Below are 15,733 nucleotides of genomic sequence, written 5' to 3' on the forward strand. Positions count from 1 at the left end.
TCCTCGCCGAGCGCGGCGTACTCACCCACGGTGAGCAGATGGGCGGGCGGCAGCGGGTTGGCTGTCATCGTCTCCTCCTCATCTCCAGGGACCATTGTTCCATGCGTCAGTAGCTTCAGTGCGGAGCCGGTCCGACACGCTCGGTCGCAAGACCGGCTGAGGGTGACTCCGCTCCGTGAGCGTGGGTGGGTGGTACGCCCATATGGCGTGCTCAAGAAGCCGCGCCGACGATCGCGTCCAAGCTCTCGCCGTGCTTAACCCTTCATCCGGTATGAAGACCGTCGTGCACTGACTCATCTCGTGCCCTGCTGCGGGAGTGAAGGACACCCGATTGCTAGCCGCCCCGGCCGCTGAGCCGTCAACGGCCGGGGCTGATCAGCCCCGTCTCGTAGGCGAGGACGACGGCCTGCACGCGGCTGCGGAGGTCGAGCTTGGCCAGGATGTGGTTCACGTGGGTCTTCACCGTCGCCTCGCTGACGACCAGGGCGGTGGCGATCTCGTCGTTCGACCGGCCGTGCGCGATCTCCGTGAGTACGTGGACCTCCCGCGCTGTCAGTGCTGCTAGCGCCGCCGGCAGGCCTCGCACCGGCGGCGGTCTGCTGATGTGCTCCTCGATCAACCGCCTGGTGATGCCGGGCGCGAGCAGCGCGTCGCCTGCGGCCACCGTGCGGATGCCGGCGGCGAGGACGTCGGGCGGCGTCGCCTTCAGCAGGAACCCGGCGGCGCCGGCCCGGAGCGCGTCGTAGACGTACTCGTCCAGGTCGTACGTGGTCAGCATCAGGATCTTGGTCCGGCAGCCGAGCCGGGTCAGTTCGCGGGTCGCGCCGATGCCGTCGAGTACGGGCATCCGGACGTCCATCAAAACGACGTCCGCATCGGTACGCCGTACGGCGTCGATCGCTTGCCTGCCGTTCGCGGCCTCTGCCATCACGGTGAAGCCGCGGGCCTGCAGCACCAGAGCCAGCCCGGACCGCACCAGGTCCTGGTCGTCGGCGATCACGACGCTGCTCATCGGGCATCCGGCACGAGCGGCAGGCTGGCGGTGAGCACGAAGCGTCCGTCGTCGGTCAGGCCATGCGTGAGTCGGCCGTCGAACACGGCGATACGTTCGGCTATACCGAGGAGTCCGAGCCCGCCGCCGCCATCGGACCGACCGGAGGCGCGGTTCTCGATGCCGATCAGCAGCGCCGTCGCCGACCGGGTGACGCGCACCGACGCCACGCGGTCGGTCGCGTACCGGAGTGCGTTGGTCAGCGCTTCCTGCACGATGCGGTAGGCCGAGATGTCGATGCCGGACGGCAAGGTATCCAGCTGTCCTTCGACGGTGAGGTCCACGCGCAGGCCGTTGCGCCGGAACCGGTCAACCAGATCTGGCAGGTGGTCGAGTCCAAGCTCCGGAGCGAGCCCGAGCTCGTCGTCGGTGTCGCGGATCAGCCGCAGCAACCGACCTGTCTCGCCGAGCGCCTCGCGCCCCGCGGTCGTCACCTCGTCGATCGCCGCCTCGGCGCCGTCCGCATCGCGCCGTACCAGGTCGCGAGCAGCAGCGGCTTGCACCACCATGGCGCTCACCGAGTGGGCGATGACGTCGTGCAGCTCGCGTGCGATCCGCGCCCGCTCGGCCGCGATCGCCTCCCGCCGGACCATCTCCTGGTGCCGGATCAGCAGCTCGGCCTGCTCGGCCAGCCTGGCGTTCCGGTCGTCCAGAGTGCGCATCAGCAGACCGAAGGCGTACGGCGGCAGCACGACGGCCGACACGAACACCAGGTCGGAGACATCCAGCGGTCGATCGAGCCGGAGGTAGCCCCAGAACAGAGGCACGAGGAACAGCGCGAGCGGCGCCAGCGCGCGCAGGCCACGGAGCCGCCGGGCGACCGTGAAGGTCGCCAGCGCGAGGATGAGGATGGGCGCGGCCGCATCGTCGACACTGCCCACCACCGGGGTGATGAGCACGAGGCCCGCGAGCGTGCAGGCGGCGAACGGAAACCGCCGGCGCAGCACCAGCAACGCGCAGGCAATCCAGTCGATCGCCAGCGCCAAGCCGGTGCCCGGAAGATTCAGGGCCAAGAGCTCGACGGTGGCGACGACGCCCAGTATGGCCGGCACTGCGGCCTCGCGCAGCGCCGGCGGAAGTCCTCACCCCACGCCCCGATGCTAGATCGGCCTGCCGCTCGGCGGGTCAACCCCAGGGTCGAGAACAAGCCAATCGCTGTGCCGACGCCGATGACGCCGCACTGGACCTACGGTCGACGCGAACGATTCGATCCGGGGAGGCAGAGATGGACCACGAACATCGGCTGGTGAGGGCGACAGCATGGGTGCCAACAGGGACGGCGGTCGTACTCGCGCCGCTGCACGCGCTAGCGCGGTTCGCGACATCGGACGGAAAGGAAGACCTGGACAGCGGCGTCGTCCGGTTCTGGGCCGAGCCCGTCGCGCGCGCTTTGCGGCCGCTGCTGGACTGGTCCGACACCGACACGGTCTACCGCGCGTACGGCAAGGCCTGGCCGGTCCTCATCGCGGCCACCATCGTCAGTGCGGTGCTGGTGCGAGGCAGCCGGCGTCCGGGACGCCTCGAGCGGTGGGGCTGGCGGCTGACCCTGCCCGGTCTGACCCTGATGGCTCTCGGACTGTTCGGGTTCTTCTGGATCGGGCTAGATATCGCCTACCTCGTGGCGGGCCTGCCCGGGTTCCTGCTCGCGGTGGCCGGTTCGGTGTTGCTCGGCATCGCGTTGCTTCGCGACGGCTTCCGGCCCTGGCTCGTTCCGGCGCTGCTGCTCGGCTGGTTGCCACTGACATCGCGCTGAGCAGTGTGCTGTCCGCGGGGGCCGGCACGGTTCCGATGATGGCCGCGTGGGCGCTGGCTGTCCGGACGGTACTCCGAGGCGCGGTCAGTCGATCGGCTCGGCCGGGCGCTCTACCATCCGGTCGCCCCTTTGCGTGAGCCTGCTGCTTGCGTCTGTACAGGCTGGGCTCCGCATCCTTCACTGGAAGCATGCGTCGCCTCCACCGTCTTCTGCGACGCCGGGGGGTTGGGGGAACCTATGAACCACGCGATTGGCACATCACGCCGGATGTTGGCGGGCCATTTCGCCGGAGCACTCGCGGTGCTCGCCCTGGTCGCCGCCTGCGGTGAGGGGGAACTGCCGACGTCGTCGATCGGCGGATCCGATCTGATCCGGGTCCGGTACACCGTGACCTTCTCCGCGGATGGCGAGGAACAGCGCCAAGAGATGGAGGTCATCGCTGACCGCGATCAACGCGCACGCGTGACGATCATCGCGAGCCCCGATGAAACCGCGGTCGGGGCCGTCACAATCTGGGACGGAACTGCTGTCCTGACTTACGACAAGAACAGCGACCCGCCGTACAACCGAATCGAGAACCCCAGGCAGGAGGAGTTCGGTGAGGTGCCGGTGTTCGTCTACCAACTGGAAAGTGACCGGTTCGCGCAGGCTTGCGCTGACGCACGGAGGGTCGACACCCACACCTTGATCGGCCGCACGGCGGTGCGGTACGCCTGCGCCCCGTCCGAGGCAGGTGGCGAGGGGTCGCGCGAGGCACACGAGATGTCGCTCGACCAAGCGACCGGCCTGGTGCTGAAGGATACTGGCGACGGCGTCAGCCTGGTTGCCACCATGGTCGACTTCAATGCGGCCATCGCCGCGGACACCTTCTCCACGAAGTTGCCCGACGGAGTCGAGAATGCTGCACAGCCGAAGCTGGACCATTTCCGGCTCCCCCGGGTAGGCGGTGGCGAACTGGCTTTGGACACCTATCTGGGCCAACCACTCGTGATCGTGGCCGGGGACCCGGAAGGGATCCGCCAGACAGTGCAGCGGCTGCTGCCACTGTCCGGCGGCGGGACCAAGCCGCAGCTGCTCGGGATGCTGATCGCCATCCCGCCCGAGGATTGGAAGGGCAGCCTGCTTGACCCAGAGGACGCAAAGGCGTTCGCCGACTCGGTGTCCAAGGCGGCCGGCACCTTCAAGATCCCGGTCGCCATTGACCCCAAGGGCGCAGCCGGATACCACATCACCAGTCTGGCTGGCGTCGAAGCAGGCCAGACCCGCCCGACCGCGGTCGGGTTCGTCCGGTCCGACGGCACGATCGCGCACGTCACCACCGACAAGACGACTGATGACGAGCTCCGGAACCAGATCGACGACCTGGCCTGATCCGCGCGGAAAGACCCATCGCGCGGCCGGAAAGACCATCATCATCAGCTGACGAAGCCGTCCGCAGTCGGTGGCATCTGGCGCGCCACGACAACTCGCCGTGACGTTGCTTGAGGCAACAAGCACCGTCGACTTTCCACTGTGGCCGATTCATGAGCCCTTCTTGGTGACGCCGAACTCGACGAGGGAGCAATCTGGGCTGCCGTTGCAGAGCCGGCAGTCGCGGATCACGCGGCCTGTCCATCGGCTTGCCCAGGGACGACGCCGTGGATGATCAATCCGCCCGGACAGCCGGTCGCCGGCGGCCGACTCGGGTGCATGGTCCTCGTCGGTGTGGTGTGCCCGCAGGGCTCACTCTTGACCCGCACTGGCCGCCGGCGGAGGCTAGCTGTGGAACCGGAGTCTGCAAAGGGGATGACCTGATGGCCAAGGTGCTGATTATCACTGGTGACGCCGCAGAAGACCTCGAGGTGTTCTACCCGTACCAACGGCTGCTTGAGGAGGGGTACGAGGTTCATGTGGCTGCGCCGACGGTGAAGAAGCTGCAGTTCGTGGTGCACGACTTCGTGGATGGGTTCGACACGTACACCGAGAAGCCTGGGCACACCTGGCAAGCCGATGTCGCGTTTGCGGATGTGGATCCGTCAGAGTACGTGGCCCTGGTGATCCCCGGTGGTCGTGCGCCGGAGTACATCCGCAACGACGTGGATTGCCAACGGATCGTGCAGCACTTCTACGGCGAGTCGAAGCCTGTCGCCCAGCTCTGTCACGGACCACTCGTCGCCGTCGCGGCCGGCGTACTGAACGGGCGCAAGACGTCCGCCTACCCAGCCCTGGCGCTCGACATCCGGGCCGGTGGAGCGGAGTGGGTCGACGGCGACGCGGTCGTCGACGGCAACGTGGTGTCCGGGCGCGCCTGGCCGGACCACCCGGGCTGGATGCGCGCTTTCATGACGATCCTGAAGGAGCACGCGCCGGCGTAGATCCGCGAGCGAGCAACTTCCCGACCGTGTTGGTGGGTCGTTGCCGACGCCATCAGCCCACTCACGGGCGAAGGTACCTCGCACAGGGTGGCGGGCGCTGCAGCTTGACACGTCCAGCTCGCCAGGGCTGCGGTCACGGTCAGTTCTCAAGGGTGCTGAGGCGGACCGAGCCGAGGGGGTCGTGAGCGAATCGCGACCAACTAACGACCACTTTATGACCGTTGGTCGCCATCGACAGGCAACCACCGACAACTGCCGAAACCCCTGTGATGCAAGGGGAATCAGCACTTGCCAGCCATTCCCAACTGGTGTCACTTGAAGGACGCGGGTTCGATTCCCGCCACCTCCACGAGTGCGAGGGCGACGTGTGCCTGCGAAAGCGCAGGCCTCGTCGCCCTCGTCATTTGTGCGCCTTCGCTTCGCTCGGCGCGAGCGGGGGCTTCGCCACCCGCACCCCCTGCGCCATCGCTTCGCTCGGCGGTTGTGGTTGGGCGCCGCGGCCGGGGCTGTGGCTCGATCTCGCTCGGTCTGGATGCCGCCGATGTCGTTGTGCCTTCAGGGGTTGTCGACGAGCCATGGATCGCGGCCGGGGTCGCTGCCGGCGGCCCGTGCCGCGAGGCGGTCGAGGTAATGCTCCCAGCCCTGAGCGTGGAGATCGCGGCTCTCGGGGGGCAGATCGCGGTGGGTCAGACGGACCAGCGTCACTTCGCCCTCGTCGATGAGGTCCACCTCGATCGTGCTCGAGCCGGGTGGCACCGGATTACCGGCCATTTCCCAGCCCCAGGTGAACACGATCCGGTGCGGTGGGTCGACGACGGTGAACGTCCCGGACGCGTAGCCGTCGCCACGGACGTTCATCCGCAACCGGCCGCCCGGTAAGGCCTCGAGTTCGGCGTCGATGCCCTGCCACTGCAGCCAGCGTGCCGGGTCGGTGAAGTAGCTGAAGACGGTGTCCCGGCGGGCGTTGATGCGGCGCTCCACGACGACCGGCTCGGCAGGTACGGTCATCGCGACTCCTGTTCCTCGGCTTCGGCGAGTTCGGCGAGTCGGTCGAGTTGCTCGGCCCACAGTTGCCGCAGCATCGACGTGTACGGGCGAAGTGCGGCGCGGTCGGCGCGGTAGAAGCGGCGGGTTCCGTCCCGGCGCACCGCGACCAGGCCGGCCCTGCGCAGCACCCCGAGGTGCTGCGAGACCGCGCCGAAGGTGATGTCGAAATGGTCGGCGATCTCGGACGCGGGGCGCTCGGCGTCCCAGACGAGCCGGAGGATCTCCCGGCGCCTCGGATCAGCGATCACCTGTACGGTGTCCATCCGGCAACTTTAGCGGACACTAAAGCTTGTCCGAAGCTCTCGCGTATTTTAGTGTGGCCTAAAATGCTGATCGAGGAGGGCGGTCCGATGGCGGATATCGCGATGCAGGTCGAGGTCGCCGCGGCACCGGCGGATGTCTACCAGGCGCTGACGAGTACCGACGGTGTCGCCGGGTGGTGGACGACGCGGAACGAGACGAGCGGCGTGGTGGGCAAGGTGAATCGGTTCTGGTTCCCGGATGCGCCGATGTCGTGGGATCTGGAGGTGACCGAGGCCAGGCCTGGTGAGATGCTGAGTTGGCGCTGTGTCGGTGGCCCGCCGGATTGGATCGGCACGCAGGTGCGCTGGGCGCTGCAGGCGGGTGAGACGGGTACGGTCGTCCTGCTCGACCACACGGGCTTCGAGGAAGTCGGGACCATGTACCGGATCGTCACCTTCGGCTGGGCGCAGATGCTTGAGCGTCTGCAGCGCTATCTGGCCACCGGAAGCCCGGCGCCGTACTTCGACCAGGCAACGTGATGGCCGTCGACGTGCTGACCGAAGTCGTGATCGACCGACCGGTGAGGGAAGTGGCCGAGTACGCCGGGGATCCGTCGAACGCGCCCGAGTGGTACGCCAACATCGAGTCGATCGAGTGGCGCACCGAGCCGCCGGTCACGGTCGGATCGCGGATGGACTTCGTCGCCCACTTCCTCGGCCGGCGGCTCGCGTACACGTACGAGATCGTCGAACTGGTCCCGCTGGAGCGGCTCGTGATGCGGACCGCGCAGGGCCCGTTCCCGATGGAGACCAGCTACCAATGGTCGTCCTCAGGCGATCGGTCCACGCACATGTCGCTGCGCAATCGCGGTGAACCTACGGGCTTCGCCGGCGTCGCCGCGCCGCTGATGTCCGCCGCGATGCGCCGCGCCAACCAGAAGGACCTCGCCCGGCTCAAGTCCCTGCTCGAATCCCGCTGAACCCGGGGTACGTGTCGGTGCCGAGGTTCGACGCTTCACGTTCAGGCTTTGAGGAAGGACTCCGCGAGTTCGGTGGGGCGGGTGAAGCAGGCCTCGTGGCTGCCGGGGGCGGTGTGTGGGGTGACGCCGAGACGGCTGGCGAATCTGGACCAGCCGTACTCGCCTTCGGGGAGGGCCTGGTCGTTCTCGCCGATGAGGTAGCTGACGGGGACGCCCAGTTGTTCGGGGTCGACGGGGTCGACGGCGGTGGTGAAGTACTGCATCGGCTGGGGGACCAGGAGGCTGTGGACCAGGCGCTGCAGTTCTTCGGAGGCGTCCTGCATGAACGCCCCCTGCCACACCTCGAAGGGGAGTGTGACGGAGTTGTTCCCCGATGCCGCGGCCTGGGCGTCGAACAACTCGCGGTAGTGCGGCGGCACCTCGTCGTACAGGGTGCGGTCCTCGGCGGGGACGAACGCGCTCCAGTACACGAGCTTGCGCAACCGGCCGGCGACTCGCGGCGCGGCGCCGGTGATCACGTATCCACCCCAGCTGTGCCCGATCAGGGTGACGTCGCGCAGGTCCTCGTCTTCGAAGAGGTCGACGACCGAGTCGACGACGTCACCGAGGCTGTACGCCGTGGGGTCGTCGCCGTCGCTGAGACCGGGCAGGGTTGGGGTGAGCACCCGATTCCCCGCGGCGCGCAGGTGTTCCGCCACCGGCCGCCAGGCCCAGCCGCCGTGCCAAGCGCCAGTGATGAGGACGAACGTTCCGGACATGAGCACTCCTTCGGACCGGCATCGCTCTGCGATGATGATCCGGATCGTGTCACGCAATTCCAACGGTCGTCAACAATCTGGCACATGTCCTGCTGTTGGAATTTGCCCTGCTGTTGAAATTGCCCTGCGTGGTGGAACCCCGGCGAGCAAGCCGGGGTTCCACCACGGCCGGATCAGTTGAGCGCCATCCGGGGTTCGCCGTTGAGCAGGCCGGTACCCGAGCGGTTGCAGGTGCCGCCGCGGGGAACGCCGGCGTTGTAGGCCTGCCGGACGCAGGACCGGGTGGCCAGCTGAGCCCAGTAGTTGGGGTGCAGGGATTCCTGGATGTAGTAGTTCGAGCCGATCGTGGTGACGGTGCGGATCTGGTTGACCCACTCGGTCTTGTCGACGGCGGTGGACTGGGTCCACGACGACAGGCCGACCTCCTCGTACAACCCGACGGTGTTCTCGCACAGCCGGCGGCCGTTGAAGGCGGACTGGAGTTCGAGCACCCGGGTATTGGTGAGGCCGGACTGCCCGATCGCGGCCCGGACGGTGTTGTTGATCGTGGTCAGCGCGCTGGAGTTGGCCCAGTCCGCATCCGCGTTCCAGAACCCGCAGCCACCGACGCTCTGCCGCGTGTAACCACTCTGGCCGTACCGGAATCCGCTCCCGGCCGGTATCGGTGACGGATACGTCTGCACCAGCAGGGTCCACGCGTTGTCCGCATAACCGGCGTTCCGCATCGCGATCCGGAGGTTCTGGAACGACGCCGCGATCCTCGCTCGTACGGCGGTGACGTTGGCGCTGGTGAAGTTCGCGACCACCGACGAGTCGTCCTTGCAGTAGTCCGGGAACCACGACGGCGAGAGCAGGAAGTCGGTCACGCACTGGGTCACGATCGACGCGAAGTTGAAGTCGTTGCCGCCGATCGAGGCGACCACGAGCTTCACGTTGTGCGTCGTGGCGAACTGCTGCAGCATTTTCGCCTGGCCGAGGCGGCCCGCGCCGTTGTCGTAGAAGTCGAGCCCGGGCTTGAAGTCGTCGCCGGCCGAGGTCGTCGTACGGGCTCCGGAGCAGGCGAGGTTGACACCACCGACTCCGCCGCCGATGTAGGACTCGGCGGATCGGCTGCGGTGGCATTTCGGGATCAGCTCGGCCGTCCCCGCGGCGTTGTCGTGGTACGCGTGGGCCCCGAGGGCGTCGGCGGGTGTCTCGGAGTTGTTCGAGCTGCCGGCCCACCGACCGGCCTCGCCCGAGATGTAGGAGTCCCCGACCGTGACGACGTACGGCGTACCGGAACCGGGGCCGTCGGCGTGGGCGGTGGGGGTGGCGACGACCAGGCTGCTGGCAGTCATGAGGACGGCGGCGGACGCTGCTAAGGACAAACGACGACTTCGCGGGCTCATACCGGAAGGCCTCTCTCGCCGAAGGTCGATGACCACTCGGACCCCCGTGGCGGTCACCGTGCAGCGTGAATGTACTGCTGGGTAACCAGCGAAACCAGACCGAGAGTGCTGACACGTTTGCGCCCTGTCACGATCGGGCCAGCACTCCGGATCCGTGGATCAGCCAAACTGGGTCTGTCGATCAGCCTTCGTCCGGTGTCGAGTACCGCGGCGACCACCAATCCCGCCAGCGTTTGTCGATCGCGTCCCGCCCGGCGTCGTCCACGCCGTACAGGGTGAGGATCGCCATCGCGGAGCCCTGCGGCTTCTGCTCGTTCGGCCCGACGTGGCTGAGTACGAGCAGGCCGTCGCCCCAGCCGTCGACGGTGAGGCCGACCTGGTTCTCGGAGCGGTACCAGACCCGCCCGGTCGCCGGTTCGCCGATCAGATCCAGCTCGTACTCCGCTCCGACGGGTGCCGCCGGGACCTTCAGCGCCTCCATCAACGGATCCGTACCGGTCCCCGAGTAGAACAGAGTCCGGCGCGGTTCGTCCGGGTGGTGTTCCAGCGCGAACCGGAGTTGGTGGAGGAACGTGGTCCAGCCCTCGGTGACGTCGTCGTAGTACGCCTCCCACTCGGGGTTGTCGCTGTGCGGTGCGCGAGTCAGCCTGAGCCGCGAGCCACCTTCGACAGCCTCCACCTCGAACCGGTCGCCGCCGTGCTCACCCTGGAGTTCCAGCACGTGCGCAGTGGTGTCCTCGGAGAACTCGCTGAAGTAGATCAGGTCGATCTCCTGGTCCAGCCCTCCCTCTCCCTCGTACTCCCAGCCGTGCCAGTGCCGGATCTTGTCCTTGTTCCGCAGCGCTTCCCAGACCGCCTCGACCGGCGCGGCCACGGTCACCTCGATCCGCGGCGTCTCCTCGCTCATGCTGTCCCTCCTTCGCTCGTACTCCGGGGTGCGGGGTGGCCGCCGGCGATCAGGCGATAGGCCCGGCCGGACGGGCTGTCGAACTCCTCGATCGTCCGCCGCACCGCCTCGGTCAACGCGTCTGTGAATCGGTGCACGTCACCCGGTTCGGCGAACCGCACCTCGGCCTCCAACGTGAACGTGAGCAGCCGTTTCCCAGCGGCATCCGCCTTGTTCTGCATCCGGGCCACGTCCCGAACGGTGCCGGCGGCAACTTCCACCAGGTGCTCCGCGGCGTACTGGTCGTGGATCCGGGTGAACTCCCCGTGCATCACGTCCGGGTCCACCACGAAGGCGCCCGACGTCGCCCGCAGGATCCGCTCGACGAAGCCCCGCCGCTGCCGCTCCTCGACCAGCTCGACCAGCCCGGCCTTCTCCAGCTCCCGCAGGTGGTAGTTGACCCGCTGCCGCGGCAACTCCAGCGCGGCCGCCAGTTGCGTCGCCGACGAAGGCTCCCGCAGCAGCCGCAACAACTCCCGCCGCAACGGCGACAACGCCGCCCGCACCTTCTCCGGCTCCTCCAACAGCTTCATGCCGACCAGATTCATATTGACAGGAAAATTTGTCAATAGCGCAAACCGTACCTGCATCACTCATCAACCGGCGATCCGGAGGCGGGCTCACGCTCAGCGGCACCCCGGCGGGGGCAGTTGATGAGTGGTGGAGGTCCGCTCGTCCGGCAGCATGGGCGGCATGGCAACCGAAGGACCCCAGCTCCCATCGGTACCCAGGTCGTTCTGCGGGTCGCCCGGCCGGATGGTGATGGCGGGACGGCGCAGCGTGGTGCAATCGGGCGGGTCAGGGGGGTCACCGCGGCCGGTCGGTACGAGGTGCGGCCGTTGCTCGAGCTGCCCGAGGCGCCGGGCTATCTGCCTGACCTGATGGCGGTGAAGGCCGAGGCCGAGCATGGCGGCTTCAAGGGTCCGGACGACGGGCAGTTGGAGCCGTGACGTGATCGCGCTGCAGGCGACGCTCGATCGGGCGGAGGCGGAGTCCGCATTGCCCGACCGGTCGAGTGCGGATGCCGCCCTGGATGACTTGCTGATCAGGACGCGGCTCGCACGCTGACGGCCGACCATCCGGCCGTTGCTTCGTTGTAGCGGGACCGGCTCGGGCGTAGGGTCTTTAATTTACTTTGTGAAGCATTGACATCCGGCTTGTCAAGGTAAATAGTTCCGTCCTGAAATCAATCAGAAAGCAGAGTGAATCAACAGTGTCGAACATCAAGGTGCTGCAGCTCCGCTCGGCGGGCGTCAGCCTCGTGCTGGACTGCTCCGGTCCGGCGCTCCCGTCGGTGCTGCACTGGGGTGCGGACCTCGGTGAGTTGTCCGAGCAGGCTCTGCTAGATCTGAGGCTCGGCGCGGGTGCCGAGCAAGCCGGCAACGGGCTCGACGAGAACCTGCCGATCGCGATCATCCCGGAGTACTCGGCCGGCTGGTTCGGGTTGCCCGGGCTCAGTGGGCACCGGGACGGCCGGGACTTCTCCGCCTCGTTCCAGCTCGAGACCGTCGCGCAGTCCGGCAATGTCGTCCAGGTCGAGGCGACCGACGCGGGTGCCGGTCTGCGGGTTCACCTGGTGATCGAGTTGACCGACTCGGGCCTGGTCCGGGCCAAGGCGGAGCTTACGAACACCGGCCCATCGGCGTACACGGTCGACGGGCTGGTGCTCGCGCTGCCGGTGCCGACCGAGGCGACCGAGTTGCTCGACATGACCGGCCGGCACATCGGTGAGCGGCATCCACAGCGACACGTGTTCACGCAGGGCGCGCACATCCGCGACAACCGCCGCGGCCGCACCGGCGCCGACGCGACCCTCCTGCTCATCGCCGGCACCCCCGGCTTCGACTTCGGCACCGGCGAGATCTGGGCCGTCCACACCGCCTGGAGCGGCAACCACCGCTCGTACGCCGAGCGCGGGATGAGCGGGTACGCCGTGATCGGCGGCGGCGAGCTCCTCCTCCCCGGCGAGGGCCGCCTGGCAACCGGCGAAACCTACGCCACCCCGTGGATCTACGGCTCGTACGGCGTCGGCCTGGACCAGATCTCGGCCCGGTTCCACACCTACCTCCGAGCGCGCGACACGCACCCGAAGACCCAGCGCCCAGTGGTCCTGAACACCTGGGAGGCCGTGTACTTCGACCTCGACCTGGACAAGCTGAAGTCACTCGCGGACGCGGCCGCCGAGGTCGGTGCGGAGCGGTTCGTGCTCGACGACGGCTGGTTCCGCGGCCGCCGGGACGACCACGCCGGCCTGGGGGACTGGTACGTCGACGAGGGGATCTGGCCGAAGGGCCTGCACCCGTTGGTCGACCACGTCACCGGTCTCGGCCTGCAGTTCGGCCTGTGGGTGGAACCGGAGATGGTGAACCCGGACTCCGACCTGGCCCGCGAGCACCCCGACTGGATCCTTGCCGCTGGCAACCGGATGCCCCCGACCGCGCGGCACCAGCAGGGCCTCAACCTCGGCGTACCGGCCGCCTACGACTACATCCTGGAGCGGCTCGACAGCCTGCTGACCGAGTACGACATCTCCTACCTGAAGTGGGACCACAATCGCGACTTCGTTGACGGCGGCAACCAGCTGACCGGCACGGCGGGGATCCACGAGCAGACGCTCGCGGTCTACCGGCTGCTGGACGAGCTGAAGCGCCGGCACCCGGGTCTGGAGATCGAGTCCTGCTCGTCCGGCGGCGCCCGCGTCGACCTCGCCATCCTGGAGCGGACCGACCGGGTCTGGGGCAGCGACAGCAACGACGCGCTCGAACGGCAGAAGATCCAGCGCTACACCCAACTGCTGCTCCCGCCCGAACTGATCGGCTGCCACGTCGGCCCGCCGCGGGCGCACACGACCGGGCGGACCCAGGCCCTGTCGTTCCGGGCGATCACCGCGTTGTTCGGCCACTTCGGCATCGAGTGGGACATCGCGTCCGCGACCGCCGAGGAACGCGAAGAACTAAAGGGCTGGGTTGCCCTGCACAAGGAACTACGGCCGCTGCTGCACACCGGCCGAGTGGTCCGGGCCGATCGTGGTTCGGACGACTTCCTGCTACACGGTGTTGTTGCGCAAGACGCATCGCGCGCGGTGTACGCCGCCGTACAGCTGACGCAGTCGATCACGTCTGCCGTTGGCCGAGTACGGCTGCCCGGACTCGACCCGAACCGGACCTATCGGGTGAATAAGACGCCGACGCCCGGTCCGGAGTCGCGCTCGGTGTCCTGGTGGACCGACGGTGGTCAGGTGGAGCTGAACGGCGCGGCACTTGCCTCGGTCGGGGTGCAGATCCCCGTCCAGTGGCCCGAGAACGCGATCTTGCTGGATGTGACCGCGATCGACTAGTCCTGGTCGATCGCCGACTGAGAAGGAGATCCCCGTGACCGCGACCATCAAGGCACCACCACCTGACAGGCGACGAAGTCGCGGGGATCTGGAGGCTCGGCCCATCCGGCGGCGAAGTCTCGGGGATCTGAAGGTCGCGCTGATCTTCCTTGCCCCGGCGACCGTCGGGTTCGTGGTGTTCTACATCTGGCCGACGCTGCGCGGTGCGTACCTGAGCTTCACCGAGTACAGCCTGCTCTCGCCGCCCGAGTTCAACGGCCTGCAGAACTACGAGCGGATGGTGCAGGACGGCTTCTTCTGGAACGCGCTCGTCGTCACGGTCGAGTACGTGGTGATCAACATCGGGCTGCAGACGGTCCTTGCCGTCGGCATCGCGATGTTGATGTACCGGCTGACCAAGTCGATCACGGTTCGCGCGGTCGTGCTGCTGCCGTACCTGGTGGCGAACGTCGTGGTCGCGCTGGTCTGGTACTGGATGCTCGACTTCCAGATCGGCATCGTGAACCAGTTCCTCGGCTGGATCGGTATCGACCCGATCGCGTTCTTCGGCGAGTCGGTCTGGGGAATCCCGACGATCGCGCTGATCAACGTCTGGCGGCACATGGGCTACACGGCGCTCCTGGTGTTCGCCGGCCTGCAGACCATCCCGACGTACGTGTACGAGGCGGCCGAGGTGGACGGGTCCACCGAGATGAAGACGTTCTGGCGGATCACGTTGCCGCTGCTCCGGCCGGTGCTGGTGATGGTGCTGGTGGTCACCATCATCGGGTCGTTCCAGATCTTCGACACGGTCGCGGTGACCACCCAGGGCGGTCCGATCAACGCGACCCGGGTGATCTATTACTACATCTACGAGCGGGCGTTCACCCGGTTCGACTTCGGCTACGCGTCGGCGATGGCGATGGTGCTGTTCGCCCTCCTCGCGATCGTCTCGCTGCTGCAGTTGCGGCTGCTCCGGGCGAAGGAGAGTGATCTGGCATGAGCGTCGCGACCAGAAGAAGGGCTCTGACCCCCGGCCGTACGGTCGCCTGGGTCTGCCTGATCGTGTTGATGCTGCTGACCCTGTTCCCGTTCTACTGGATGCTCCGTACCGCGCTGTCGGACAACACGCAGCTCGCCGGGAACTCGGACTCGCTGCTCCCGGTGGAGTCCACACTCGGCGCGTTCAAGCGAGTGCTCGGACTCGCGACGGTCGAGGAGGCCCAGGCGCAAGGTGGTTCCGGCGCCTCGGTGAACTTCTGGCTCTATCTGCGCAACTCGGTCGTCGTGTCCACTGTCACGACGGTCAGCCAGGTGTTCTTCAGCGCGATGGCGGCGTACGCGTTCGCCCGGCTGCGCTGGCCCGGCCGGGACAAGGTGTTCGCGGTGTTCCTGGCCGCGCTGATGGTGCCGCCGATCTTCACCACGCTGCCGAACTTCGTGCTGATCAAGAACCTCGGCCTGCTGAACAGCTTCGCCGGGATCATCCTGCCGGCGGCGTTCATGACCCCGTTCGCGATCTTCTTCCTGCGCCAGTTCTTCCTCGGGATCAGCCGGGAACTGGAGGAGGCGGCGATGATCGACGGGGCCGGGCACCGGCGGATCTTCTTCGGCCTGATCATCCCGATGAGCGCCGCGCCGATCACGACGCTGGCGATCCTGACCTACATCAACTCCTGGAACGACTACTTCTGGCCGCTGCTGGTCGGCCAGCAGGAGAACGTCCGCGTCCTGACGGTTGCCCTCGGCATCTTCCGGTCGCAGACCCCGCAGGGTTCGCCGGACTGGGCCGGGCTGATGGCGGCCACGCTGATCGCGGCGCTGCCGATGATCATCCTGTTCCTGGCGTTCGCCAAACGGATCACCAACTCCATCGGTTTCTCCGGGATCAAGTGAGG

The 15,733-nt window shown here is 67.5% G+C and carries 17 protein-coding genes; 9 read left to right on the forward strand and 8 right to left on the reverse strand.

Annotated elements, in window-relative coordinates:
* Positions 1-358 precede the first annotated feature (358 nt).
* Together EV643_RS22245 and EV643_RS22250 are read right to left on the reverse strand one after the other, a co-directional pair.
* Positions 359-1,012, reverse strand: a complete 654-nt coding sequence (locus EV643_RS22245) for a response regulator transcription factor (RefSeq protein WP_133802045.1) — start codon at positions 1,010-1,012, stop codon at positions 359-361.
* Entirely contained in the window at positions 1,009-2,037 is a 1,029-nt protein-coding gene (locus tag EV643_RS22250; protein ID WP_133802046.1) for a sensor histidine kinase, read from the reverse strand. Before EV643_RS22250 ends, EV643_RS22245 begins: the two co-directional genes overlap by 4 nt.
* Before the next feature lie 239 nt (positions 2,038-2,276).
* Here EV643_RS22250 and EV643_RS22255 point away from each other — a divergent pair, with 239 nt between their 5' ends.
* From EV643_RS22255 to EV643_RS22265, 3 genes are all read left to right on the forward strand, one after another.
* Entirely contained in the window at positions 2,277-2,804 is a 528-nt protein-coding gene (locus EV643_RS22255) for a hypothetical protein (RefSeq protein WP_133802047.1), read from the forward strand.
* Positions 2,805-3,041: 237 nt separating this feature from the next.
* Entirely contained in the window at positions 3,042-4,175 is a 1,134-nt protein-coding gene (locus EV643_RS22260) for a hypothetical protein (protein ID WP_133802048.1), read from the forward strand.
* Positions 4,176-4,597: 422 nt separating this feature from the next.
* Positions 4,598-5,158, forward strand: coding sequence for a DJ-1/PfpI family protein (locus EV643_RS22265; protein ID WP_133802049.1), 561 nt, complete (start codon positions 4,598-4,600; stop codon positions 5,156-5,158).
* 555 nt (positions 5,159-5,713) lie between these two features.
* Here EV643_RS22265 and EV643_RS22270 read toward each other — a convergent pair.
* Together EV643_RS22270 and EV643_RS22275 are read right to left on the reverse strand one after the other, a co-directional pair.
* Positions 5,714-6,166, reverse strand: a complete 453-nt coding sequence (locus EV643_RS22270; protein WP_133802050.1) for an SRPBCC family protein — start codon at positions 6,164-6,166, stop codon at positions 5,714-5,716.
* Positions 6,163-6,468 carry an ArsR/SmtB family transcription factor gene (locus EV643_RS22275; protein WP_133802051.1) on the reverse strand — a complete coding sequence of 102 codons (306 nt, stop codon included), beginning with the start codon at positions 6,466-6,468 and terminating at the stop codon, positions 6,163-6,165. Before EV643_RS22275 ends, EV643_RS22270 begins: the two co-directional genes overlap by 4 nt.
* A gap of 63 nt (positions 6,469-6,531) precedes the next feature.
* Here EV643_RS22275 and EV643_RS22280 point away from each other — a divergent pair, with 63 nt between their 5' ends.
* Together EV643_RS22280 and EV643_RS22285 are read left to right on the forward strand one after the other, a co-directional pair.
* Complete coding sequence (locus EV643_RS22280) at positions 6,532-6,987, forward strand: SRPBCC family protein (protein WP_202869700.1); 456 nt, start codon at positions 6,532-6,534, stop codon at positions 6,985-6,987.
* Positions 6,987-7,427: an SRPBCC family protein gene (locus EV643_RS22285; protein WP_133802052.1), complete on the forward strand. Its 441-nt coding sequence runs from the start codon at positions 6,987-6,989 to the stop codon at positions 7,425-7,427. The genes EV643_RS22280 and EV643_RS22285 overlap by 1 nt, the downstream gene beginning before the upstream one ends.
* A gap of 41 nt (positions 7,428-7,468) precedes the next feature.
* Here EV643_RS22285 and EV643_RS22290 read toward each other — a convergent pair whose 3' ends face one another.
* From EV643_RS22290 to EV643_RS22305, 4 genes are all read right to left on the reverse strand, one after another.
* Positions 7,469-8,185, reverse strand: coding sequence for an alpha/beta fold hydrolase (locus EV643_RS22290; protein WP_133802053.1), 717 nt, complete (start codon positions 8,183-8,185; stop codon positions 7,469-7,471).
* Positions 8,186-8,358: 173 nt separating this feature from the next.
* A complete protein-coding gene (locus EV643_RS22295; protein WP_238165721.1) occupies positions 8,359-9,522 on the reverse strand; it encodes an SGNH/GDSL hydrolase family protein in 1,164 nt (387 codons plus the stop codon).
* A gap of 232 nt (positions 9,523-9,754) precedes the next feature.
* Positions 9,755-10,480 carry an SRPBCC family protein gene (locus tag EV643_RS22300; RefSeq protein WP_133802055.1) on the reverse strand — a complete coding sequence of 242 codons (726 nt, stop codon included), beginning with the start codon at positions 10,478-10,480 and terminating at the stop codon, positions 9,755-9,757.
* Complete coding sequence (locus tag EV643_RS22305; protein WP_133802056.1) at positions 10,477-11,052, reverse strand: winged helix-turn-helix domain-containing protein; 576 nt, start codon at positions 11,050-11,052, stop codon at positions 10,477-10,479. Before EV643_RS22305 ends, EV643_RS22300 begins: the two co-directional genes overlap by 4 nt.
* 120 nt (positions 11,053-11,172) lie before the next feature.
* Between EV643_RS22305 and EV643_RS22310 the strand changes: the two genes are divergently transcribed.
* From EV643_RS22310 to EV643_RS22325, 4 genes are all read left to right on the forward strand, one after another.
* On the forward strand, positions 11,173-11,469 hold the full coding sequence (locus EV643_RS22310) for a hypothetical protein (RefSeq protein WP_133802057.1): 297 nt from the start codon (positions 11,173-11,175) through the stop codon (positions 11,467-11,469).
* A gap of 263 nt (positions 11,470-11,732) precedes the next feature.
* Positions 11,733-13,856 carry an alpha-galactosidase gene (locus EV643_RS22315; RefSeq protein ID WP_133802058.1) on the forward strand — a complete coding sequence of 708 codons (2,124 nt, stop codon included), beginning with the start codon at positions 11,733-11,735 and terminating at the stop codon, positions 13,854-13,856.
* A gap of 34 nt (positions 13,857-13,890) precedes the next feature.
* Positions 13,891-14,838 carry a carbohydrate ABC transporter permease gene (locus EV643_RS22320; RefSeq protein ID WP_238165722.1) on the forward strand — a complete coding sequence of 316 codons (948 nt, stop codon included), beginning with the start codon at positions 13,891-13,893 and terminating at the stop codon, positions 14,836-14,838.
* Positions 14,835-15,731 (forward strand): carbohydrate ABC transporter permease, encoded by an 897-nt coding sequence (locus EV643_RS22325; protein WP_133802059.1) that lies wholly within the window; start codon positions 14,835-14,837, stop codon positions 15,729-15,731. The genes EV643_RS22320 and EV643_RS22325 overlap by 4 nt, the downstream gene beginning before the upstream one ends.
* Positions 15,732-15,733: the final 2 nt, after the last annotated feature.

Origin of the sequence: Kribbella caucasensis, from assembly GCF_004361855.1 — a bacterium.
Lineage (GTDB): Bacteria > Actinomycetota > Actinomycetes > Propionibacteriales > Kribbellaceae > Kribbella > Kribbella caucasensis.

What these genes read in the sequence shown, in the direction of transcription:
- EV643_RS22245 (WP_133802045.1), bottom strand. Translation starts at nt 1,012, where the DNA reads ATGAGCAGCGTCGTGATCGCCGACGACCAGGACCTGGTGCGGTCCGGG.
- EV643_RS22255 (WP_133802047.1), top strand. Translation starts at nt 2,277, where the DNA reads ATGGACCACGAACATCGGCTGGTGAGGGCGACAGCATGGGTGCCAACA.
- EV643_RS22260 (WP_133802048.1), top strand. Translation starts at nt 3,042, where the DNA reads ATGAACCACGCGATTGGCACATCACGCCGGATGTTGGCGGGCCATTTC.
- EV643_RS22265 (WP_133802049.1), top strand. Translation starts at nt 4,598, where the DNA reads ATGGCCAAGGTGCTGATTATCACTGGTGACGCCGCAGAAGACCTCGAG.
- EV643_RS22270 (WP_133802050.1), bottom strand. Translation starts at nt 6,166, where the DNA reads ATGACCGTACCTGCCGAGCCGGTCGTCGTGGAGCGCCGCATCAACGCC.
- EV643_RS22275 (WP_133802051.1), bottom strand. Translation starts at nt 6,468, where the DNA reads ATGGACACCGTACAGGTGATCGCTGATCCGAGGCGCCGGGAGATCCTC.
- EV643_RS22280 (WP_202869700.1), top strand. Translation starts at nt 6,532, where the DNA reads ATGCTGATCGAGGAGGGCGGTCCGATGGCGGATATCGCGATGCAGGTC.
- EV643_RS22285 (WP_133802052.1), top strand. Translation starts at nt 6,987, where the DNA reads ATGGCCGTCGACGTGCTGACCGAAGTCGTGATCGACCGACCGGTGAGG.
- EV643_RS22290 (WP_133802053.1), bottom strand. Translation starts at nt 8,185, where the DNA reads ATGTCCGGAACGTTCGTCCTCATCACTGGCGCTTGGCACGGCGGCTGG.
- EV643_RS22295 (WP_238165721.1), bottom strand. Translation starts at nt 9,522, where the DNA reads ATGACTGCCAGCAGCCTGGTCGTCGCCACCCCCACCGCCCACGCCGAC.
- EV643_RS22300 (WP_133802055.1), bottom strand. Translation starts at nt 10,480, where the DNA reads ATGAGCGAGGAGACGCCGCGGATCGAGGTGACCGTGGCCGCGCCGGTC.
- EV643_RS22305 (WP_133802056.1), bottom strand. Translation starts at nt 11,052, where the DNA reads ATGAAGCTGTTGGAGGAGCCGGAGAAGGTGCGGGCGGCGTTGTCGCCG.
- EV643_RS22310 (WP_133802057.1), top strand. Translation starts at nt 11,173, where the DNA reads ATGAGTGGTGGAGGTCCGCTCGTCCGGCAGCATGGGCGGCATGGCAAC.
- EV643_RS22325 (WP_133802059.1), top strand. Translation starts at nt 14,835, where the DNA reads ATGAGCGTCGCGACCAGAAGAAGGGCTCTGACCCCCGGCCGTACGGTC.